Source organism: Cohnella luojiensis, assembly GCF_004564235.1.
GTDB lineage: Bacteria > Bacillota > Bacilli > Paenibacillales > Paenibacillaceae > Cohnella > Cohnella luojiensis.
Genome location: NZ_SOMN01000010.1, coordinates 83,149 through 103,841, shown reverse-complemented (window position 1 = coordinate 103,841; position 20,693 = coordinate 83,149). Strand labels below are relative to the sequence as shown.

At 51.1% G+C, this 20,693-nt stretch carries 19 protein-coding genes, 1 riboswitch and 1 other annotated feature; of the genes, 15 read left to right on the top strand and 4 right to left on the bottom strand.

Going from position 1 to position 20,693, the window contains the following annotated elements; genetic code table 11:
- Window positions 1-8 precede the first annotated feature (8 nt).
- From E2980_RS10130 to E2980_RS10115, 4 genes are all read left to right on the top strand, one after another.
- On the top strand, window positions 9-1,511 hold the full coding sequence (locus E2980_RS10130; protein WP_240702967.1) for a glycoside hydrolase family 32 protein: 1,503 nt from the start codon (window positions 9-11) through the stop codon (window positions 1,509-1,511).
- A 183-nt stretch (window positions 1,512-1,694) separates the two neighbouring features.
- Complete coding sequence (locus tag E2980_RS10125) at window positions 1,695-2,669, top strand: PfkB family carbohydrate kinase (RefSeq protein ID WP_135152062.1); 975 nt, start codon at window positions 1,695-1,697, stop codon at window positions 2,667-2,669.
- Between the two features lie 133 nt (window positions 2,670-2,802).
- Window positions 2,803-3,069, top strand: a binding site (T-box leader).
- A gap of 466 nt (window positions 3,070-3,535) precedes the next feature.
- A complete protein-coding gene (locus E2980_RS10120) occupies window positions 3,536-5,125 on the top strand; it encodes a 2-isopropylmalate synthase (RefSeq protein ID WP_240702966.1) in 1,590 nt (529 codons plus the stop codon).
- Window positions 5,126-5,160: 35 nt separating this feature from the next.
- Window positions 5,161-5,973, top strand: a complete 813-nt coding sequence (locus E2980_RS10115) for a class I SAM-dependent methyltransferase (protein WP_135152061.1) — start codon at window positions 5,161-5,163, stop codon at window positions 5,971-5,973.
- Between the two features lie 674 nt (window positions 5,974-6,647).
- Here E2980_RS10115 and E2980_RS10110 read toward each other — a convergent pair.
- Window positions 6,648-8,564, bottom strand: coding sequence for an ABC-F family ATP-binding cassette domain-containing protein (locus E2980_RS10110; RefSeq protein WP_167747059.1), 1,917 nt, complete (start codon window positions 8,562-8,564; stop codon window positions 6,648-6,650).
- A 157-nt stretch (window positions 8,565-8,721) separates the two neighbouring features.
- Here E2980_RS10110 and E2980_RS10105 point away from each other — a divergent pair, with 157 nt between their 5' ends.
- From E2980_RS10105 to E2980_RS10060, 10 genes are all read left to right on the top strand, one after another.
- The gene (locus E2980_RS10105; RefSeq protein ID WP_135152059.1) at window positions 8,722-9,366 is read left to right on the top strand and encodes a 5-formyltetrahydrofolate cyclo-ligase; all 645 of its coding nucleotides are present in this window, start codon (window positions 8,722-8,724) and stop codon (window positions 9,364-9,366) included.
- 16 nt (window positions 9,367-9,382) lie between these two features.
- The gene (moaC, locus tag E2980_RS10100) at window positions 9,383-9,874 is read left to right on the top strand and encodes a cyclic pyranopterin monophosphate synthase MoaC (protein ID WP_135152058.1); all 492 of its coding nucleotides are present in this window, start codon (window positions 9,383-9,385) and stop codon (window positions 9,872-9,874) included.
- Between the two features lie 51 nt (window positions 9,875-9,925).
- The gene (locus E2980_RS10095; protein WP_135152057.1) at window positions 9,926-10,420 is read left to right on the top strand and encodes a MogA/MoaB family molybdenum cofactor biosynthesis protein; all 495 of its coding nucleotides are present in this window, start codon (window positions 9,926-9,928) and stop codon (window positions 10,418-10,420) included.
- Window positions 10,417-11,469: a molybdopterin-binding protein gene (locus E2980_RS10090; protein ID WP_135152056.1), complete on the top strand. Its 1,053-nt coding sequence runs from the start codon at window positions 10,417-10,419 to the stop codon at window positions 11,467-11,469. Before E2980_RS10095 ends, E2980_RS10090 begins: the two co-directional genes overlap by 4 nt.
- 33 nt (window positions 11,470-11,502) lie before the next feature.
- The gene (gene tatA, locus E2980_RS10085; protein ID WP_135152055.1) at window positions 11,503-11,733 is read left to right on the top strand and encodes a twin-arginine translocase TatA/TatE family subunit; all 231 of its coding nucleotides are present in this window, start codon (window positions 11,503-11,505) and stop codon (window positions 11,731-11,733) included.
- A 98-nt stretch (window positions 11,734-11,831) separates the two neighbouring features.
- On the top strand, window positions 11,832-12,614 hold the full coding sequence (gene tatC / locus E2980_RS10080; RefSeq protein ID WP_135152054.1) for a twin-arginine translocase subunit TatC: 783 nt from the start codon (window positions 11,832-11,834) through the stop codon (window positions 12,612-12,614).
- Between the two features lie 164 nt (window positions 12,615-12,778).
- Window positions 12,779-14,050 (top strand): methyl-accepting chemotaxis protein, encoded by a 1,272-nt coding sequence (locus E2980_RS10075; protein WP_135152053.1) that lies wholly within the window; start codon window positions 12,779-12,781, stop codon window positions 14,048-14,050.
- 223 nt (window positions 14,051-14,273) lie between these two features.
- Window positions 14,274-14,558 carry a co-chaperone GroES gene (gene groES, locus E2980_RS10070; RefSeq protein ID WP_135152052.1) on the top strand — a complete coding sequence of 95 codons (285 nt, stop codon included), beginning with the start codon at window positions 14,274-14,276 and terminating at the stop codon, window positions 14,556-14,558.
- Between the two features lie 38 nt (window positions 14,559-14,596).
- A complete protein-coding gene (gene groL / locus E2980_RS10065; RefSeq protein WP_135152051.1) occupies window positions 14,597-16,225 on the top strand; it encodes a chaperonin GroEL in 1,629 nt (542 codons plus the stop codon).
- 353 nt (window positions 16,226-16,578) lie between these two features.
- Window positions 16,579-16,669: riboswitch (cyclic di-GMP riboswitch) on the top strand.
- Window positions 16,670-16,745: 76 nt separating this feature from the next.
- The gene (locus E2980_RS10060) at window positions 16,746-17,207 is read left to right on the top strand and encodes a chemotaxis protein CheX (protein WP_135152050.1); all 462 of its coding nucleotides are present in this window, start codon (window positions 16,746-16,748) and stop codon (window positions 17,205-17,207) included.
- Window positions 17,208-17,282: 75 nt separating this feature from the next.
- Here the strand turns inward: E2980_RS10060 and E2980_RS10055 are convergent, their stop codons facing one another.
- Complete coding sequence (locus E2980_RS10055; protein WP_135152049.1) at window positions 17,283-17,663, bottom strand: YmaF family protein; 381 nt, start codon at window positions 17,661-17,663, stop codon at window positions 17,283-17,285.
- A 190-nt stretch (window positions 17,664-17,853) separates the two neighbouring features.
- On the opposite strand from E2980_RS10055, the gene E2980_RS10050 reads away from it, so the two are divergent.
- On the top strand, window positions 17,854-18,801 hold the full coding sequence (locus E2980_RS10050; RefSeq protein ID WP_135152048.1) for an aldo/keto reductase family protein: 948 nt from the start codon (window positions 17,854-17,856) through the stop codon (window positions 18,799-18,801).
- An 89-nt stretch (window positions 18,802-18,890) separates the two neighbouring features.
- Here E2980_RS10050 and E2980_RS10045 read toward each other — a convergent pair whose 3' ends face one another.
- Both E2980_RS10045 and E2980_RS10040 read right to left on the bottom strand, forming a co-directional pair.
- Window positions 18,891-19,235, bottom strand: coding sequence for a winged helix-turn-helix transcriptional regulator (locus E2980_RS10045; RefSeq protein ID WP_135152047.1), 345 nt, complete (start codon window positions 19,233-19,235; stop codon window positions 18,891-18,893).
- A gap of 164 nt (window positions 19,236-19,399) precedes the next feature.
- Window positions 19,400-20,563: a M20 family metallopeptidase gene (locus tag E2980_RS10040; protein ID WP_420808641.1), complete on the bottom strand. Its 1,164-nt coding sequence runs from the start codon at window positions 20,561-20,563 to the stop codon at window positions 19,400-19,402.
- Window positions 20,564-20,693: the final 130 nt, after the last annotated feature.

Sequence of the window (20,693 nt, the reverse complement as noted above, 5' to 3'; positions counted from 1 at the left end):
AAGATAATGTGTTAACTACAACAAACTATAATGAAGCGTATCGTCCGCAATTCCACTATTCCCCTCCGAGCCAGTGGTTGAACGATCCTAACGGAATGTTATTTTACGAGGGTGAATATCATTTGTTCTATCAATATCACCCGGAGAGCAACGTGTGGGGACCCATGCATTGGGGACATGCGGTAAGCACGGACTTAGTATCGTGGAAGCATCTTCCAATTGCTCTGAAGCCGGACCATAACGGATTTATCTTCTCCGGAAGCGCGGTCGTGGATTGGAAGGACAGCAGTGGTTTCTTCGAAGGCGGATCCGGTCTGGTAGCGATATTCACGCATGAGGATACTAACCCGGAAACCGGCGTTTCGAGACAACGCCAAAGCCTGGCTTATAGTCGGGATAGGGGCAGGACATGGACCATGTACAAGGGGAATCCGGTATTGGAGGACGCAAGGTTTATCGATTATCGAGACCCTAAGGTGTTCTGGGATGAGCCTAGGCAACGTTGGGCCATGCTTCTTGTCGCAGGTGACCGAGTAATGATTTACAGCTCTCCTAACTTATCGGATTGGACGCTCTGCAGTGAGTTCGGGGAACGCGAGGGATCCCATGCGGGAGTGTGGGAATGTCCCGATTTGTTCGAACTGCCCGTTGATGGCAATAAGGAGCAGTCCAAATGGGTGCTAATTGTCAGTATCGGCGATCATCCAGATGTCCCGGAAGGTTCCAGAACCCAGTACTTTATTGGTTCATTCGATGGTACGCAATTCGTAAATGATCATTCACCTGACACCCTGCTATGGCTGGATCACGGCAGAGACAATTATGCGGGCGTAACTTGGTCCGATGTCCCGGCACAGGATGGACGCAGGTTACTAATCGGCTGGATGACGAATTGGAAATACGCTAAGTCAACGCCCACAGAGGTTTGGAGAGGCTCGATGACGATTCCTCGCGTATTGGAGTTGAAGGCAACAAATGAAGGGATACGTCTAATACAGAAGCCGATCAATGAGCTCAAAGCACTTAGAGAACCGATTTATGAATTGCACAATAAGAATATACAAACAGGTATGAACCCGCTACAGGAAATACGAGGCGATAGTCTAGAGATTGAGGCTGAGATTGAACTCCGGGATGCAGTTGAATTTGGTTTCAAGGTCAGAGTATCCGATAAGGAAGCTACTATCATCGGCTTCGATGCAGAGAAAGAAGCACTGTTTATCGATCGGTCTCATTCCGGTGTGACAGATAGTATACATGAACATTTTTCGTGCCGGCACGATGCTGGACTAAAACCTGTAAATAATAGGATCAAGGTACACATCTATGTGGATTGGTCATCTATTGAGGTTTTTGCGAATGAGGGCGAAGTAGTCATGACTGATCTCATCTTTCCCGATCCTGGCAGCGGGGGGTTGGAGTTCTATTCGCGAGGAGGGAACGTTAAGATCAATTCCCTTTGTGTATATAGTTTACGGACTATTTGGCGAGCTGCATATCGTAGAGGGTGACGGCGAGAGAAAGTCGGAGTCGATTTAAGGAACAAAATAAAAAGGCGTGCAGGAGATGGAGCCACCAAGCAGCCATCACGCCGATCACGCCAATGAAAAGAAAATTGTCCAACTTGATCTTCTCATATTCCTAGTGAGTTTGCAATTAAACATAATTTCCGAAAACAAAGACGAGGTGCAGGAATGTACGATGTTATTGCTTTAGGCGAGCTGCTGATCGATTTCACTCCACAATCGGTGGAAGGTGGCAAAGACGCCTACTTTCAAAAAAATCCAGGCGGAGCACCCGCGAATGTTCTTTCTGCCCTGTCCAAACAAGGGAAAAAAACAGCGTTTATAGGCAAGGTAGGAAACGATTCTTTCGGAACCTATCTAGCAGATGTTCTGGAATCCAACGGAATCTCGACTAAAGGCTTGGTTTTCTCGGATAGAGAGAATACCACGCTAGCGTTCGTAGAATTGAATGATAAAGGGGATCGCGATTTTACATTTTACCGCAAGCCAGGTGCAGACATGATGCTGAATAAGGATGAAATCGACTATGATTTTATCGCCAGTGCTAAGGTCTTTCATTATGGTTCCATTTCCATGACTCATGAGCCTAGCCGCCAAGCCACATTGAAAGCACTTGCTCATGCCAAACAGAACGGGGTGCTCATCTCTTTCGATCCGAATCTGCGTCTACCTCTTTGGCCAGATCGGGAAACGGCGAAGGAACAAATCTTAAGCGTGATCCACTATGCGGATATTATGAAAATATCCGAAGAAGAGTTGACCTTTCTAACAGGCACGGAGGATCTAGAGGATGGGGCTAGACGGATTTATGAACAGTATAGGACTCCTCTGATTTGTATCACGTTGGGCGATAAGGGGTGTTTTTACAGAGCGGGCGCGATAACAGGCTTTGTGGATGCTTTTGAAGTTCAAACGATTGATACCACGGGAGCGGGAGACGCATTTCTTGGCGGAGTATTAAGTGGAGTTCTAGATGAGGAAACACAGCTTCATAAGCTTAGCGAAGCCCAACTAACTGCGATCATTACTTATGGAAATGCAATGGGATCTCTGGCGACTACTAAACGCGGAGGTATTCCTTCCATGCCGGACCGTGGAGATGTTAGCAAACTTATAGAGAGAGGGGTGATGCCGCAGACTTAGCGCAAGTTTATCTGAGCATTGGTTTTTGGGGTTCAACTCACGCCCGAAAATTAAAGTTACGCTTTAAAATGAATTGACAGATTATTTTCCGGTGAATATAATAAAGACCAATCCCCAAGGGGAATATACAAAAGCAAACGCGAAGATCAGGAATAGTAGGGAATACCCGGAATTCAGAGAGCTGCGGGACGGTGCAACGCAGTAGATGGGAACCCGAAACTCGCCTGGGAGCGGATGAATGGAACATTCGGACAAGGATTGTCCGATGCGTACATTCGTACGGTTAACCCCCGTGATGAGGTACAAAGCGGATATTCCGGCCGGAGAGATTTGATGGCGAGAACGGAATATCAACAAGAGTGGTACCGCGGATGGCTAAAATTAGCCCGCCGTCTCTTATACAGAGATGGCGGGCTTTTATATTTGTATACGCAATGAACGGGAGTAGTAGGAATTCCTCGGGAGCAGAGAGCTGCGGGTCGGTGCGACGCAGCCGAAGAGGAAACCGAACTCGCCCGGGAGCGGAACGGTGGAAGCGAACTCGGCGTTTAAGGCCGAAGTTCAGGTACATCGCTACGGTTGGCCCCCGCTATAGGGCGCTCGCGGATGTCGATCGACCGAACGATCGTTATCCGCGCACAAGTGGGAGGAACCGTTCGTCCGTCGGAAGACGAACCCCTCCAAGCAGAGTGGTACCGCGGCGGCTCACGAGCCCGTCGTCTCTAGCCTTAAGAGACGACGGGCTTTTTGCGTTATCCGGGAGCGATTGGCGGCGCACCGATCCACCCGGAATAACGATGGGCCGACGTTCTCTTGGATTTGATACCCATTCCCGAGAGGGGATGAAATCTAAGGAGGGTTACCCTATGACCACGAAGAACGTTAATCCAATGACAATCGCAGCCGCTAAACGACGCATCCTAATTTTCGACACGACTCTTAGAGACGGTGAGCAAGCTCCGGGCGCTTCGATGAAGCCGGAACAGAAGATCGTCATAGCCCGCCAATTGGCTCGACTGGGCGTGGATATTATCGAGCCCGGTTTCCCGGTCTCAAGTCCCGGAGAGTTTCAAGCGATCCAGCAAATCTCTCGCGAGCTTCAGAACGTGGAAATTTGCGGGTTTGCCCGTTGCGTCAAGGCGGACATCGATTCCGCCGTTGCAGCTACTCAAGATGCCGCGCGCCGCCGCTTGCATCTGTTCATCTCCTCTTCGCAGATTCACCTTGACTTTCAATTGCGCAAAACGCAGGATCAAGTCATCGAGATGCTTCGCGGCATGGTCTCGTACGGTAAGCAGTTCGTAGACCAAATCGAGTTTTCCCCGATGGACGCTTCCCGTTCCAGCGAGGAGTTCCTGTTCAGGGTAGTAGAAGCGGCAATCGAAGAGGGAGCAACGATCATCAATATCCCGGACACGATGGGTTATGCATTGCCGGAAGAGTTCGGTCCTCTGTTTACCCGGGTTCGCGAAGGGGTTCGTGGCGGGGACAAAGTAATCTACAGCACCCACTGCCATAACGATTTGGGTTTGGCGGTTGCCAACAGCCTGGCAGCTATCCGCCATGGCGTTACCCAGGTGGAGGTCAGCGTGAATGGCGTAGGAGAGCGCGCGGGCAACTGTTCGTTGGAGGAGCTGGTCATGGCCATCGAGACGAGGGGAGACTCCATGGGCGTCGAAACCGGGATCTCGACGGAACACATTTATGAAACTTCCCGTTTGGTCAGTCGCACGATGCATTTCCCGATTGCTTTCAACAAGCCGATCGTCGGGCGCAATGCCTTCCAGCACGAATCCGGCATCCATCAGGACGGCTTGCTTAAGAATCGCAATACCTACGAGATCATGGATCCCGAAGCGATGGGCATTCCGCGCAGCATGATCATTCTAGGCAAGCACTCCGGCCGCCATGCGATCAAGCATCGCGTAGCCGAATACGGAATTAAGCTGGGCGATTCGGAGATGGAGGATCTGTACAACCGGTTTAAAGCCAAAGCGGATGAGCAGAAAATCATCACGGATGACGTTCTGATGCAATTGGTAGGAGAATCGACGGATTCGATCGTTCAACCCTATACCTTAATTGATCTGCAAGTGTTGGCGGGTACGAATCGTTCCCGTATCGCCTCCGTCACGATATTCAGCTCGGAGGATGGGGAGGAGCGGACCTACACGGGTTCGGGAGAAGGTCCGCTCGAGGCGGTCATCCACTGCATTCGCGAGGCGATGCCGGTCGATGCGGTGTTCGAGGATTTGGAGCTGCACTCCTTGTCGACGGGAGAAGATGCATCGGGTGAAGCCGTCGTCACCGTCGCGAGCGGAGGACAGCGGAACATCGGCACAGCCATCCACCGCGACATCATTTTGGCAGCAGCCAAGGCATACGTATCGGCGGTCAACGGCGTCATTCTCGCCCGCAGAAAGAACGAAGAGCGCAAGGAAGCAGCGGGAGAGTAATGGGGAACGCGTAAATTAGGGAGGCGGTTGTCGTCGTGGAGAATGTTATACGGTACTATAGCTCGTTCGATGAATGGGGACGCTTAGAACGGGAGCCCGTCGAATTCCTGGTTAACTCCCACTTTATTCGATCGCTCCTTCCTGCGCATGGTCGTATTTTAGATATTGGTGCGGGGCCTGGGAAGTATTCGATTGCGTTGGCGCAGCGGGGGTATGAGGTTACGTTAGCTGACCTTACTCCGAGCCTTGTTGATCAGGCTAAACTCAGAGCCCGCGAAGCAGGCGTGGAATCGCGATTTGACGGATTTCATGTGGCGGATGCGAGGGATCTTGGGCGATTTGAGAATGAGCAATTCGATGCCTGCCTGATGCTGGGGCCTATGTATCACTTGCAAACGGAAGCAGATCGTAGCAAAGCCATCAATGAATTACGCAGGGTTACAAAGAAGGATGGTCTTGTCTTCGTTGCTTTCATGTCTAGAATCAGACATCTCTCGACCTCCTTGATGTTTCCCGAAGCCTGGAAGCCGAATGATAATGTTCAAGGAATCGTTGATTTTCTTGAAACCGGAGTGTTTAACCATAACGACGAGGGTAGGTTTACGGGCGCTTTCTATTTCAACATCGAGGATATTGACCCCTTTATGGAAGCACGCGGTTTCGAGAACATGAAGATCATCGCTTCCGGTAGCATTGCGGGAGCGATGAAACCCGAGCAGTGGGACTACTGGAGACGCCGAGGGGATGTGGAGTTCGAGAAAGTAATGGAGATCATCATGAAGACCGCCGAAAGTCCGTACATCCTGGGATCATCGTCGCATCTGCTCTATATTGGCCGGAGAATCTAAATAACGGGAATGCTCGATAAGCGAACGGTGTTTGTCGAGCATTCCCGTTTATTAATTAATTAGACCAAACCAAACTACTGCCCCCGCTCGAGCACTAAACTGCAATTTAGTTAGACCAAACCTAACTACAGTCCCCGTTCAAGCACCAAACTGCAATTTAGTTAGACCAAACCGAACTACAGCCTATCCACGAGCACCAAACTGCAATTTAGTTCGACCAAATCTAACTACAGTCCCCGTTCAAGCACCAAACTGTAATTTAGTTAGACCAAACCGAACTACAGCTTAACCACGAGCACCAAACTGCGATTTTGTTCGACCAAGCCGAACTGCAGCTCCACATCACTAGCAGCGAGTCTTTATCCATATCTCCTGTCCCGAACAGTGTGGACAAACTTATCCACACCGCCTGTGGGCAATGTGTATAACACCAAAAAACGCCGTTAAATCAACGGTTGAAAACCACTGAAAATGGGACTAGTTTTTCACAGGCGAGGTGTGGACAGTGTGTACAATGTGGATAAAATGGTGGAAAACTATGCCTCAACGCAAAAATCGACAAAAAAAGCTTGCGTACCAAGTGTTTGGGAGCTTTTTTCTCTCCACCCAAACTCCTGTTTTTGCACGCAAGCTGTGTACAACTATGTGAACAACTTATTTTCCAGTTAAATCGCTTATTCTTCCATTAATGCTTCCCAAGTTTGATAGGCCGCGTTCAGCAGTTCTCGCTTCTTCTCCGCTTTCTCTTGTTTTTCCCGAAGCTTCATGTAATCCGTCACCATCTCCGGAGAAGCCATCTCCAACTCCAGCGCGGCGAGCTCATCTTCCAACCGGGCAATATCCGCTTCGGCCTGCTCCCGTTTGCGGGTGCGTGCCCGATCCTCGCGTTTGGCTTGCTTATCCGCTTCATAATTACTGACTACGGTTTGCGATGCTTGAGATGACGAGTTACTTTGAGCGATTTCCCATTCTTTCATTTCTTGTTTTTTAGCGACCATTTCGTCATAATTTCCCAGGAAATTCGCGGTTCCGTCCGGTGCCAGTTCGACAATGCGATCTGCGATCCGATTAAGGAAGTAGCGGTCATGAGAGACGAAAATCAAAGTTCCGTCATATTCGTCCAAAGCGGCTTCGAGTACCTCGCGGCTCATGAGGTCCAGATGGTTCGTCGGCTCATCAAGCAGGAGTACGTTCGCTTTTCGAAGCATAAGCTTCGAGAGAGCCACCCGTGCTTTCTCTCCGCCGCTTAGAGCGCTGACTTTCTTGCGAACGTCGTCCCCGCTGAACAAGAAGTTTCCCAGAACGGTACGGATTTCCGCCTCGGGATGCATGGCATAGGCACTCCATACTTCCTCCAGCACCGTGTTGGCAGGATTAAGCTCGCGTTGCTCTTGGTCATAATAACCAAGGGATACGCCGGCTCCCCATTCGATCACGCCGGTCCGAAGAGGTAATTTGTCGATTAATGCCCGAAGCAGGGTCGTTTTACCTACTCCGTTAGGTCCGAGCAGCGCAAGTCTTTCCCCTCTTTTAACTTCTATCGACACGTTTCGAAACAACGGTGCCATATCCTCTTTAGGAGCGGCGGAACAATTAATGGCCCTAAGTACTTCCTTGCCGCTTCGCCTTTCCGTCGAGAACGAGAAGCTCGCTTGGCGCAGCGTTCCGGGTTTCTCAAGCCTTTCGATTCTCTCCAGCGCATTGCGCCTGCTCTGGGCGCGGCGAGTCGTGGATGCCCGTACGATGTTGCGCTGCACGAAATCCTCCATACGGGAAATTTCCTTGCGTTGCTGCTCGTACAGCTTAAGCTGCTGCGCGAAAGCCGCGGCTTTCAAATCCATGAAGCGGCTGTAATTGCCGGTATACCGGATTGCCGCATGACGCTCGATCTCGACGATGGCCGTGACCGTCGCGTCAAGGAAATAACGATCATGGGAGACGATGACCATCGCTCCGGCATACGATCTGAGGTACTGTTCGAGCCAGGTGAGGGTATCGATGTCGAGATGGTTAGTAGGCTCGTCCAGCAGCAAGAGCTCAGGTTGGACGAGCAACAGCCTGGCAAGAGCGAGCCTCGTTCGCTGACCGCCGCTGAGAGAGGAAACCTCCGTATCGGGAGCAAAGCTGCCGAAGCCCATCCCATGAAGGATGCTGCGGATACGGTTCTTCATCTCGTAACCGCCGCTTTCGCGGAATTTCTCGCTCACGTCGGCATACTGCGCGAGTAAAGCCTCGTAACGCTCCGCGTTTTCCAGTTCGGCCGGATCGGCAATCCTGGCCTCCAACCCCTGCAGAACACGCTCTTGCTCCAACAACGGTCCGAATGCGGAATTCATTTCTTCCATAATCGTGCGGTGCCCCTGAAGGCCGCCGTTTTGGGCCAAATACCCGATCTTAAGCTCCCTAGGCTTGGACACCGAACCAGTATCCGCTGTCAACTCTCCAGCTAAGATGCGGAGAAAAGTGGATTTGCCTGCGCCGTTGACTCCGACCAGGCCGATGCGATCGCGCTCGTTAATCTGGATGGAAACTCCGTCTAGCACGGGGGTAACGCCATAATGTTTCGTGATGCTGGATGCTTGTAAAAGCAAGAGGAATCCCTCCGACAAGTTCATTTCAACCTTACACCCCAAGTGTACCGTAAAAACGCAAGAAAAGTCCAAGTCGTTATTCTTTGGCGAAAATAGCCATAAAATGATAAAATGAAAACAGATTTTCACGGATTTATTGAAGGTAGGCTTGTTAACCATGGCTTATGGCGATAGGCAAGGGAATATCGGCAAACCGGAGCGGCGTCGCCGCTTCATGGCCGCAAGGGACAGCATTCCTTCCGCGGAGAGAGAAAGCCGTTCTATACAGCTATGCGATCGATTGGAGACGGAGGTTCTAAGTGAGCTTAGGAAACGGCTAAACCGTCCTATGAACCTCTGCGTATTCGCGCCTTTCCGTTCTGAAGCATCTCCTGTACCGCTGCTTCTCCGTTGCTGGGAGATGGGAGATCAAACTTATGCGCCAAGCATTGTTCCCGGCGAAGAAGGAATGGAGCTCCGGAAGGTCGAACAATTGACGGATTGGATTCCCGGTAAATGGGGAGTCCCGGAGCCGGATCCGGTTCGCGCCGTTTTAATAGAAAGCACGCAGCCGATAGACGCCGTTATCGTACCGGGGTTAGCTTACGACGTAACCGGCGGAAGATTAGGCTACGGCGGAGGTTACTACGATAGGTTATACGAGGATATGCTCCGAAGAGGCAACGCGGAGACGCTCTGGATCGGTTTCGCTTTTGACGCTCAAGTCGCCGCGGAACCATTACCAGTGGAGTCTCATGATCTCAGATTGAATGTTCTCGCAACTGAGGCGCGGGTCATCTGGTTCAACGATCAAAAAGCATAAGTCAGGGGGAAAGCTGATGGATGGCACGGAAGATAGGTTGACGCATTTTAACGAACAGGGCCGTGCAAGGATGGTAGATGTGTCGGATAAGGCCGTAACCGCGAGAGTAGCCGTGGCAGAGGGTCAAGTGACGATGGCGCCGGATACGCTTCGGAGAATACGCGATCGTTCCATTGCCAAAGGGGATGTGCTAGCCGTTGCTCAGATTGCGGGAATCCAAGCAGCCAAGAAAACATCGGATTGGATTCCGATGTGCCATCCGTTGCCGTTAACCGGAGTTGACATTCAATTCGCGGACAATGGGGCAGACACTCTAACGATTACGGCAGAGGTAAAGACAACCGGCAAAACGGGCGTGGAGATGGAAGCATTGACCGCCGTATCCGCGGCCGCGTTAACCGTATACGATATGTGCAAGGCTCTGCAGAAGGATATGGTGATCGGTCCCGTTAAGCTGTTAACCAAAACCGGCGGTAAAAGCGGCGATTACGCGCGGTCGGCGGAATAGACAAGCATCAATACAGATAAATCTCATATTCATGGGTGCGGAGGGATAAAGATGCGTTGGAAAGTCGCATTGTTGACGGCAAGCGATAAAGGGTCGCGAGGGGAACGGGAAGATACCAGCGCCCAAGTGATCCGCGAGTTAGTTGAAGAAGAATTGCACGGAGATATCGTCGATTATCGAATCGTGCCGGATGATCAAGACGAAATTCGCGCCGCTCTGATCGAGATGTCCGACTATTTTCAAGCGGATCTCGTGTTGACTACGGGCGGTGTTGGACTTGCTTATAGGGATGTCACCCCGGAAGCGACGCTTATGATCGCGGAACGGATCGTCCCGGGCATTCCCGAGGCTATGCGGGCGGCCGTCACGCAGCGGTCGCGCCAAGGCTTGTTGTTCCGCGGGATTTGCGCGATTCGCGGGCGTACGTTGATTCTGAATTTGCCGGGAGATCCGAAGGGCGTCCACGAGCATTTGATGGCCGTCATGGATATGCTTCCGGAAGCGTTGGATCAGGTAAAAGGCTTGCGAGGGGAGCTGGAAAGATGAGCGGCGCCGGGGTGCCTCCGCGGAACGAGTCAACCGTCTTAAGCTCTTCCCTTCTCAGGGAAGTCAAGGTCGAGGAAGCCGTCGGAATGGTATTGGCCCATGATCTCACGCAGATCTTGCCGGGCCAGTTCAAAGGAAGATTGTTTCGCAAAGGGCATGTCGTCGTCACCGAGGACATCCCCAAGCTGAAGGATATCGGCAAAGAGAACCTGTATGTCATCGAGCTTGCGGACACGGATCTTCACGAGGACGACGCCGCGCTGCGGATGGCTGTAGCATTAAGCGGTGAAAATACGAATTACGGAGAGCCTCATGAAGGCAAAGTAACCGTCAAATCGGAAATTACGGGCCTTGCCTGCATCGCGCGCGAAGTAGTGGACGAAATCAATCGTCTCGGCGAGATCGCTCTCGCTTCCGTGACGAACCATCGCGTCATTCAACCGGGCGAAGGCTTGGCGGCCACGCGGGCCATTCCGCTCATCGTTCCGGAACATAAGGTTCAGGAGGTAGAGAGAATCGCCGAGGCATACCGTCGTAAGCACGGGATTGCGCCGGTGAGCGTCCGTCCTTTCCGTTCGATGAAAGTCGGGCTTCTCACGACGGGAAGCGAAGTGTTCACGGGCCGGATCGCCGACAAGTTCGGTCCGGCGGTCAGAGGCAAGCTTGAGGCGCTAGGCTCCGAGGTTGCCGAGCAACGCTTCGTCCCCGACGATCGCCATACAATTGTCAAGGAAATTCACTATTTCCTGCAACAAGGGTATGATATGATACTCGTAACTGGCGGAATGTCGGTAGACCCCGACGACCGCACGCCGGGTGCCATCGCGGAAGCAGGTACGGATATCGTAAGTTATGGCACGCCGATGTTGCCGGGCTCGATGCTGCTATTCGGCTACTTGCGAGGCGTGCCCATTTTCGGGTTGCCTGGCTGCGTCATGCATGACCCGTACACTTCTTTTGATGTTTTATTGCCGAGGATCTTGGCTGGAGATACTGTCGTGAAGGAAGATATCGTCGAAATGGGCTACGGTGGATTACATCGTTGCTAGTACGTAGTCACAGTAGGAACGGAGGTTAGATTTATGTCTGGAATTGGTGCGTCGGGTATCATATTGCTCGTGCTTATCGCCTTGCTGCTGTTTGGTCCCAACAAGCTTCCCGAATTGGGCAAAGCATTCGGCCGTACGCTGCGCGAGTTCAAGAAAGGCGCTAACGATCTGATGGATGATCCTAAAGACCGTCAAGCTAGCCGCGTGGACGTCTCTCCCGAAGAGACGGAGCAACCGAAGGCGGAACGGCGTCTCCCGGAATAAACGAGACTGGCAAGGAACACATATAAGGGGCTGTCTCTCGGAGCAGATGAACCATTTGCTAAGGGGACAGCCCTGTTGTTGCATGGAGGCGGATAGGAATGGGTGGAAATGCGGGCTCGTCGCAGGATCAAGATTGGATGCCTTTGACGGAGCATTTAACTGAATTGCGCAAACGGATTATCTATTGTTTGATCGTCTTTGTTATCGGGCTGGTTGGCGGCTTATTCGGAGCGCAATCCGTGTTCGACTATTTGGTAAAGGCAGCTCCCGTAGACAATTTGGACCTTCATGCCTTTTCGCCATGGGATGCGATCGGTCTCTATATGAAATTCGCGATTCTGATTTCTTTCATCGCGGCTATCCCGTTCACGATGTTTCAATTATGGGCATTCGTTAGACCTGGTCTGGGTAAAAAGGAGCAGAGAGCCACGCTGCAATTCGTGCCTTGGGCGCTCATCATGTTCCTGATCGGACTCTCCTTCTCCTACTTTGTCGTCTTTCCGATGGCTTTCCTGTTCACGGAGAAGATCACGTTTAACTTGGGCTTGGAACAAACCTACGGCGTGACTCAATACTTCTCGTTCTTATTCAACATTCTGCTTCCGATTTCGCTGCTCTTCGAGCTTCCCCTCATTATCCTTTTTCTGAGCCGGATCGGAATCTTAAACCCTCAAATCCTGAAGAAGATGCGTAAAGTCGCTTGGTTTATCCTCATTATGATCGGAGTCATGGTCACCCCTCCGGATTTTATATCGGATATCTTGGTTGCGATACCGCTCATTTTACTGTACGAACTTAGCGTAGTTTTGTCGAGGATGGCCTATGGCAAAAGAATGAAAGCGCGCGAGGAAAAAGAAAGGGCGTTAGAGCAAGCAGACTAAAAAAAGCATGTAAACTCCCGGTTCCATGGCCTTTAGACTAGTGTCAACCCTTCCATAAATAAACAAAAAGCGTCAAATTTCGATATTCCAATTGGAAAAATTATGATACACTTGTACCAAGAAAAGGGTTTCATGGGGCAGTGAAAATCGGGAGGGGCATAGGTATGCGGAATTTGACTTTAAGTCGCAAAATGTTGATCGGTTTCTTAGGTTTGATAGTGTTATTGGGGTTGGCGTTCGTGCTATTGCTTACGCAGATGAATTTGGCCGATAACCAGGCCTTGTTCATTGAGGTGATCGTTATTTTCGTCGTATTGGCAGGAGCTGCGGGCTTTGGATTAATGTGGCTGTCGCGCAATCTGACGGAATCGATCGGCGGGGTAACCGCAACGCTTCGGAACATCGCTTCCTCCGGCGGAGATTTAACGAGACGCATACATATCCGGTCGAACGACGAGATGGGCGATCTTGCAGGCGCGGCAAACCAAATGTTAGACGGTCTGCAGAAAATGATGAAGGAGCTTCGCGACAGCACGGCTGAGCTCGCAGCATCGGCGATCCTGCTTAAGCAAGGAGCGGACGAGAACGCTCGCGTGAGCAGCGAAGTATCCAAGGCTGTGGAGAAGGTAGCAACGGGCTCCGAAACTCAGGTCGCCCAAACGCAGGAAATCTCCGCAACGATGCAAGAGACGCTTGACGGTTTGAATCAGGTGGCGGCTACGACGACGGGAGTTTCCGATGCCGCGCAATCGACGGTTAGCCGCGCGGAGGCAGGCTCTGTGTTACTGCAAACAACCTCCGAAGAAATTGTACAAGTAGAAAAGGCATTCCGTTCCTTACAGGAAGTCGTTAGAGGGCTGAACCATAAATCGGAAGAAGTTCAGGAAGTAATTAGTTATATTTCCGAAGTCGCGAATCAGACGAACCTGCTGGCGCTCAATGCGGCAATCGAAGCCGCCCGCGCAGGCGAGCATGGACGCGGATTCGCGGTCGTCGCCGGGGAAATCCGCAAGCTCGCGGATCAGACGCAACAATCCGCCGTTCAGATCGGGGATACGATAGGTACGATGTCGAGCGATATCGGGCAAGTAGCCGCGATGTTCGAGCAAAGCGCGGGCCAAGTATTCTCGGCGGTGTCCGGGATGCAGAATGCGGAAGAGACCTTCCGCGACATCGTAGACAAGGTCGGATTGCTTAGCGGCAACATCGTGGATGTCGCGGCGTCCGTTGAACAGATGTCTGCAGGCAGTACGTCCGTTGTGCAGTCGATCCAAGATATTTCCCGCATCACGGAAGAAACGGCTTCGTTCACCGAACAGGTATCGGCCATGACGGAGGAGCAATTGTCCTCTACGGAGGAAATGGCTCTCACGGCTGAGAAGCTTAGCACGATGGCTTCCCGCTTGAAAGGCTTGGTCGGAAATTTCAAAACTTGAATGAGCTTATCCCTCGAGGGAGACAATGGAAGATGTGACATTTCGATGCGAATCCGCTGTAAATGCGGATTCGCATTTTTTTATGCAGGATTTAACACAAAGGACTTGAAAACCATCTACAAAAACCGTATCATAGAAAATGGTTATTAGCACTTAACACAATTGAGTGCTAACAGGAAAATGGCTTCAAAACAAACACCTATTTAAGAAGGAGGCTATTTACATGATTAAACCTTTGGGTGACCGCGTTCTCGTAGAAGCGAACGCAAAAGAAGAAAAAACGATTAGCGGTATCGTATTGCCGGATACTGCGAAAGAAAAGCCGCAAGAAGGTACGATTGTCGCGGTGGGCAGCGGAGCTTTGACTAAAGACGGTGAACGGATCGCGCTCGAAGTGAAAGCGGGAGACCGTGTGTTGTTCTCTAAATATGCAGGCACGGAGATCAAATATGAAGGCAAAGAATATTTGATCATGAAAGAAAGCGATATTCACGCGATCGTAGGCTAATTCAATAACCGACTCAAACTCAAGGAGGGTAATTAACGATGGCTAAGGAAATTAAATTCAGCGAAGACGCCCGTCGCGCGATGCTTCGCGGTGTAGACGCTTTGGCGAACGTTGTAAAAGTAACTCTCGGACCGAAAGGCCGTAACGTCGTTCTGGAGAAAAAATTCGGTTCCCCGCTCATCACTAATGACGGCGTAACGATTGCTAAGGAAATCGAGTTGGAAGACGCATTCGAAAACATGGGTGCTCAGCTCGTTAAAGAAGTCGCAACGAAAACGAACGATATCGCCGGCGACGGTACGACTACGGCAACCGTTCTTGCTCAAGCTATGATTCGCGAAGGCTTGAAGAACGTAACCGCAGGCGCTAACCCAATGGTCATCCGTAAAGGGATCGACAAAGCGGTTAGAGCGGCTGTAGAAGAATTGCAAAAGATCTCCAAACCGGTTGAAGGCCGCAACGATATCGCTCAAGTAGCTGCAATCTCCGCTGCCGATGACGAAGTGGGCCAATTGATTGCTGACGCAATGGATAAAGTCGGCAAAGACGGCGTTATTACCGTTGAAGAATCCAAAGGCTTCAATACGGATCTGGAAGTCGTGGAAGGTATGCAATTCGACCGCGGCTATATTACTCCTTACATGATTACCGATACGGACAAAATGGAAGCTAACCTAGAGAATCCATTGATACTTATCACGGACAAGAAAATCTCGAACATTCAAGAGATCTTGCCTGTGCTGGAGAAGGTCGTTCAATCCGGCAAGCAATTGCTGATCATCGCGGAAGATATCGAAGGCGAAGCGTTGTCCACGCTCGTCGTTAACCGTCTTCGCGGCACGTTCACTTGCGTCGGCGTTAAAGCGCCTGGCTTCGGCGATCGCCGCAAAGCGATGCTGCAAGACATCGCCGCTCTTACCGGCGGTCAAGTGATCACGGAAGAGTTGGGCTTGGAGCTGAAATCGACTACCGTTCAACAATTGGGTACTGCACGTCAAGTGCGCGTAAATAAAGAAAACACCATCATCGTTGACGGTGCCGGAGACAAAGCGGATATCACCGCGCGCGTGAATCAAATCAAAGCGCAAATCGAAGATACGACTTCCGACTTCGACCGCGAGAAATTGCAAGAGCGTCTTGCTAAGCTAGCTGGCGGCGTTGCGGTTATCAAAGTCGGAGCGGCTACGGAAACCGAGTTGAAAGAGCGTAAGCTTCGTATCGAAGATGCTCTTAACGCGACTCGCGCTGCCGTAGAAGAAGGTATCGTATCCGGCGGCGGTACTGCCCTCGTTAACGTATACAATGCGGTTGCCGCGGTTAAAGCCGAAGGCGACGAGAAAACGGGCGTGAACATCATTCTTCGCGCTTTGGAAGAGCCGATTCGTACGATCGCGGCTAACGCGGGCCAAGAAGGCTCCGTTATCGTTGAACGTTTGAAGAAGGAAACCGTTGGAACGGGTTACAATGCCGCTTCCGGCGAATGGGTTAACATGTTCGAAGCCGGCATCATCGATCCGGTTAAGGTTACTCGCTCGGCGCTTCAGAACGCTGCATCCGTTGCCGCTATCTTCTTGACGACGGAAGCGGTTATCGCCGACAAGCCTGAGAAAGACAAAGGTCCTGCCGGCGGCATGCCTGATATGGGCGGCATGGGCGGCATGATGTAATCAAGGCGTTAAAGTCTTGTGCATAAGGTTTCCTTGATGGGAAACGCGGTTTTACCCATTCAATAACAGAGGCTTCTCATGAGTTCAAATGAACTTGTGAGAAGCCTTTTTAGTTGCTAGCAGTTGTGCTTTTATAAGGGGAGTGGTGGAGATGCACCCCCGCACCCCCGCCATCATCGGAAAAAACTAAGTGTAAAATAGTCAGTTAGTTTGAAGGACGATTGGATTTGGGCAAGCTAGCGAAACGGTTAACGGCATGAATTATCTTTAGATCTTTTAACTCAAGTAATTGACATAATCTTCATTGGGTAGTATTGTCGAACTATTGGTATTCATGTCGAAATACCTATTCAAAACAGAAAAGGCACACCTACTGAAAAATAGGGTCGCAAAGCTAGAGGGGCTACAACGCATTGTTATGCGTCATGCCAGCCAGTTGCCGAAATAAGAAGGTAATTTTAATACCTCCTATTCGGGAGGTTTTTTTATTTCTCATTAAAAGAAGTGGGGTAAATATCAATTGAAAGCCATTTACATTAATCCTTTTCTCAAATCCGCCTCCTATGTATTCGAACAATTTCAACTGCCTTGCCAAGTCGGAAAACCTTCTTTTACAACTTCGCCATTTTCCGGGCTAGAAGTTTTAACAGTTGTTGGTATAACAGGAGACATACGCGGTCAAATGTATTTTGGAGGGGCAGTATCAAGTTTTCTACAAATTGTTTCATCAATGATGGGGGGAGCTCCAGTCACCGCCTTGGGTGCATTGGAACAAAGCGCTATCTCCGAATTGGCCAATATGATTTGCGGAAATGCGATGAGCTTTTTTTCTCAAGAAGGCATATCACTAGATATTACTCCGCCAACGTTAATCGTGGGAAATCAAATCGAAATATCCGCAGTTAAAATGAGCGTATTATCAATACCAATAATCCTCGATAAAAACCATCTTTTGGAGATGAATATCGTATTCGAGGATTAACAAAGCAATAGGAGCAGGAGGGAAATCCTCACTGCTCCTTTTGACCTTCTCAATAAGTGATCATCGTTAAGCCGCTCATTCCTCATCGCCAGTGTTGCCTTGGTACATATGGGTGTGCGGTATTCTCCCGTTCACGGTGGTGTAGCCTTCGAAATAATGGTAGTGTCCTCCGTTCGGGAGTGGAATTACCGGACCGGTTCTGCCGCTAATCGTATGAGTATGGCCGTCGTTAAACGAAGTGACCGCATAATAACCGTGAGAATGTTGTACGCCGCTTGGCGCCGATTCGGTCACCCCGGCATAGTGATGTTGATGTCCAACGTCGAATGAAGTTATTCCCTCAAAAGGATGAACGTGAACCGGCCTGCCATCCCACGAAGTAATATACAACTTATGGGAGTGATGAGGGTCATCATCGCCAGAATGGAAAACGAATCCGGTAACAGGAATATCCATATACACCGTACTCTCCTTAATTTAAGATACCCTATGGTATGAGATAGCGGTCAGGGTCGTTCGGGCGCTTTATCGACGTTAGTTATCTAAAGTATACTAAGTATGAAAACTTTCACTTCTTCCCCTTACCTTGATGCTGCGATAAAATGTCATCTGTAACCTATAGAATGTTAGGGAGGATGATTTTGCGATGAATTACCGTCGATTAGGCCGCAGCGGCCTTAAAGTTAGCGAGATCAGTCTTGGGAGTTGGCTAACCTATGGAGGATACGTCGAGCAGGAACGCGCGGCATCCGCCATTCGCAAAGCGTACGAGCTTGGCGTGAACTTCTTCGATACAGCCAACGTGTACGAGCAAGGTGCGGCCGAGAAAGTGATGGGAGCAATTCTTCGAGATTACCCTCGGGAAAGTTACGTTTTGGCGACGAAGGCTTTCTGGCCGATGGGAGAGGGGCCGAACGACCGGGGGCTGTCCCGCAAACATGTAACCGAACAGATCAACGCGAGCCTAAGCCGTTTGGGGCTTGATTATGTCGATATTTTCTACTGCCACCGTTATGATAAGGAAACGCCGATTGACGAGACGCTGCGCACTATTGACGACTTCCTCAGGCAGGGCAAAGTACTCTACGTCGGCGTCAGCGAGTGGACGGCAGCCCAGATAGAAGAAGCGCTCGGAACGGCTGACCGATATTTGCTTGACCGGATCGTGGTCAGCCAGCCCGTATACAATATGTTCAACCGTTACATCGAGAAGGAAGTCATTCCCCTTGGCGAAGCGAAAGGTATATCGCAAGTTGTTTTCTCGCCGCTTGCGCAGGGCTTGCTGACGGGCAAATACGATTCGGCGGCTTCAATCCCGTCGGACAGCCGCGCCGCCAAGCTGGAGTGGGTGAAGAACGGCATCACGGAAGAGAAGATAGAAGCCGTGAAGAAGCTTTCCGCAATCGCTCGCGAGATCGACCTTACGACGGGACAGCTTGCTCTGGCCTGGATTCTCCGCCAACCTAACGTAGCCAGCGCCCTTGTCGGAGCGAGTCGTCCTGAACAGGTAGAAGAGAATGTCAAGGCAACGGGCGTCGTTCTTACGGGAGAAACGCTTGCCTCCATAGAAGAGATTCTGTTATCGGTAAAATAAGAGAATCGCCAAACCACCTCCGCTATACCGCTGCGGAGGTGGTTTTTTTCATAAGCAGCTAACCTAAGTCAACGTGGAGACTTGAGCCCCTACGTCCACTTGGCTGACCAGAGCTTCATCTCTTTGACGATTTGATGCAAGTCTTCTCCCTTGGGAGTCAGCGTGTACTCGACGGTGACGGGGACGGTAGGGAAGACGGTGCGAATGAGCACGCCCTTCTCCTCCATGTGCCGCAGCGTGCTTGTCAAAGCGCGTGGGCTGACGGATGCGATGCTGCGTTGAAGCTCGCCAAACCGCCGGGTGCCGCAGAAAAGTTCTCTCAGCACGAGAAATGCCCATTTACCTCCTATGACGTCCAACGTTTTTTCTATGGAGCATTCTATAACCCCGGGAACCTTCGGGACCGTAGAGGATGGAGCGGCTGGTGTAGTCATGATCTAACGCCTCCTAAAATACGAATGATGTGGACGAATTAGCTGATATAAAAAGTATAGCTAAGAGCATTATAGCTTATTAGGTGTCTCGGAGCATCTCTCCAGCATAAAAAACGGTTGGACAAGAGGCGTGCGCCCCTTACCCAACCGCGGAGGAAGGAAACCTAGCGGGAGAACTCTTCCTTGATCCGTTTCAGAAGCTCGGAATCCGCGAGAACGTCGCAAGCGGTGTAAGCGAGCATTGTCGCTCCGAATATCATGGCCTGATAGGCCGTATCCGTCTGAGCGGCATCCCGGAACTCGATCGTGTGCAGCTGATAGGGCTCGTTCACGACCTTGATGTAGGGGTGGATAACCGGACAGCGGAGCGAAACGTTGCCCAGATCCAGCGAACCGTGATCTTGGCTAAAACGGATATCATCTTCTGCGATCCCGCTAGCGATGAGGTTCGCCGTGAACGCACCTGATAACGTCTCGTTCGTGCGCAACTCATCATATGAGTATTCATAGTTGCTGACGGTCAGCTTGCATCCCGTAGCGATACCGGCCGCTTCGGCGCAGGCGGTTACTTTAAGGGCAAGCTCATCGGTATAGGCCCGGGAAGCCGACCTGACATAGAACTGGGCGGCTGCGTAGTCGGGAATAATATTCGGCGCTTGCCCGCCGTGGGAGATGATGCCGTGGATTCGGGCATCGTCTTTCGTTTGCTGGCGAAGCGCATTAACTGCGTTGAACAGGAGAATGACGGCATCTAGCGCGTTAATGCCATGATCAGGATGGGCCGCGGCGTGAGCGGCCTTGCCGCGGAATTCGAATTGCAGGGCATCCATGGCAAGAGAAGCGCCTGACCGTTCATAGACATGGAATGGATGCGCCATTATCGCAATGTCGCAGTCGTCGAACAAGCCCGCCGCTGCCATGTCGATCTTGGCTCCCTTCGTTTCTTCCGCCGGCGTTCCGTACACCCGGATCGTTCCTCCCGTCGTGTCGGCGATCGATCGCAATCCGGCGGCCGCGCCGAGTGCCATCGTGCAGATCAGGTGATGCCCGCAAGCATGGCCTAGCTCCGGCAGGGCATCGTACTCCGCGAGCAGAGCCACGGTCGGCCCGGGTGTCCCGGAGCGATATTCCGCGATGAAGGCGGTAGGTAGGCTTAGGGTTCCTCTGTCCACGGAAAATCCCAGCTTCTCAAGCTCGCCGGCTAGAAGCGAAGAAGCTTGCACCTCTTCGTGTCCGAGCTCGGGATGGGAGCCGATAAAGGCGGCAATTTCCCGCAGCTTAGCCGAATACTCTTTTATCGTGGTTTTAATGTTGTTCTTAAGGTCGATCATGAGTATGCTCCTTAGAAATAGGATTAACTCTATGGTAGCCGTTCGTTGGAAGGCAATCAAGCTAATCAAGCGGCGCGTGGAATAAAAACCCAGTGGTAATGCATCCGGTAAATGTATTAAAATGAAC

What these genes read in the sequence shown, in the direction of transcription:
- E2980_RS10125 (WP_135152062.1), top strand. Translation starts at nt 1,695, where the DNA reads ATGTACGATGTTATTGCTTTAGGCGAGCTGCTGATCGATTTCACTCCA.
- E2980_RS10120 (WP_240702966.1), top strand. Translation starts at nt 3,536, where the DNA reads ATGACCACGAAGAACGTTAATCCAATGACAATCGCAGCCGCTAAACGA.
- E2980_RS10105 (WP_135152059.1), top strand. Translation starts at nt 8,722, where the DNA reads ATGGCTTATGGCGATAGGCAAGGGAATATCGGCAAACCGGAGCGGCGT.
- moaC (WP_135152058.1), top strand. Translation starts at nt 9,383, where the DNA reads ATGGATGGCACGGAAGATAGGTTGACGCATTTTAACGAACAGGGCCGT.
- E2980_RS10095 (WP_135152057.1), top strand. Translation starts at nt 9,926, where the DNA reads ATGCGTTGGAAAGTCGCATTGTTGACGGCAAGCGATAAAGGGTCGCGA.
- E2980_RS10090 (WP_135152056.1), top strand. Translation starts at nt 10,417, where the DNA reads ATGAGCGGCGCCGGGGTGCCTCCGCGGAACGAGTCAACCGTCTTAAGC.
- tatA (WP_135152055.1), top strand. Translation starts at nt 11,503, where the DNA reads ATGTCTGGAATTGGTGCGTCGGGTATCATATTGCTCGTGCTTATCGCC.
- tatC (WP_135152054.1), top strand. Translation starts at nt 11,832, where the DNA reads ATGGGTGGAAATGCGGGCTCGTCGCAGGATCAAGATTGGATGCCTTTG.
- E2980_RS10075 (WP_135152053.1), top strand. Translation starts at nt 12,779, where the DNA reads ATGCGGAATTTGACTTTAAGTCGCAAAATGTTGATCGGTTTCTTAGGT.
- groES (WP_135152052.1), top strand. Translation starts at nt 14,274, where the DNA reads ATGATTAAACCTTTGGGTGACCGCGTTCTCGTAGAAGCGAACGCAAAA.
- groL (WP_135152051.1), top strand. Translation starts at nt 14,597, where the DNA reads ATGGCTAAGGAAATTAAATTCAGCGAAGACGCCCGTCGCGCGATGCTT.
- E2980_RS10055 (WP_135152049.1), bottom strand. Translation starts at nt 17,663, where the DNA reads ATGGATATTCCTGTTACCGGATTCGTTTTCCATTCTGGCGATGATGAC.
- E2980_RS10050 (WP_135152048.1), top strand. Translation starts at nt 17,854, where the DNA reads ATGAATTACCGTCGATTAGGCCGCAGCGGCCTTAAAGTTAGCGAGATC.
- E2980_RS10045 (WP_135152047.1), bottom strand. Translation starts at nt 19,235, where the DNA reads ATGACTACACCAGCCGCTCCATCCTCTACGGTCCCGAAGGTTCCCGGG.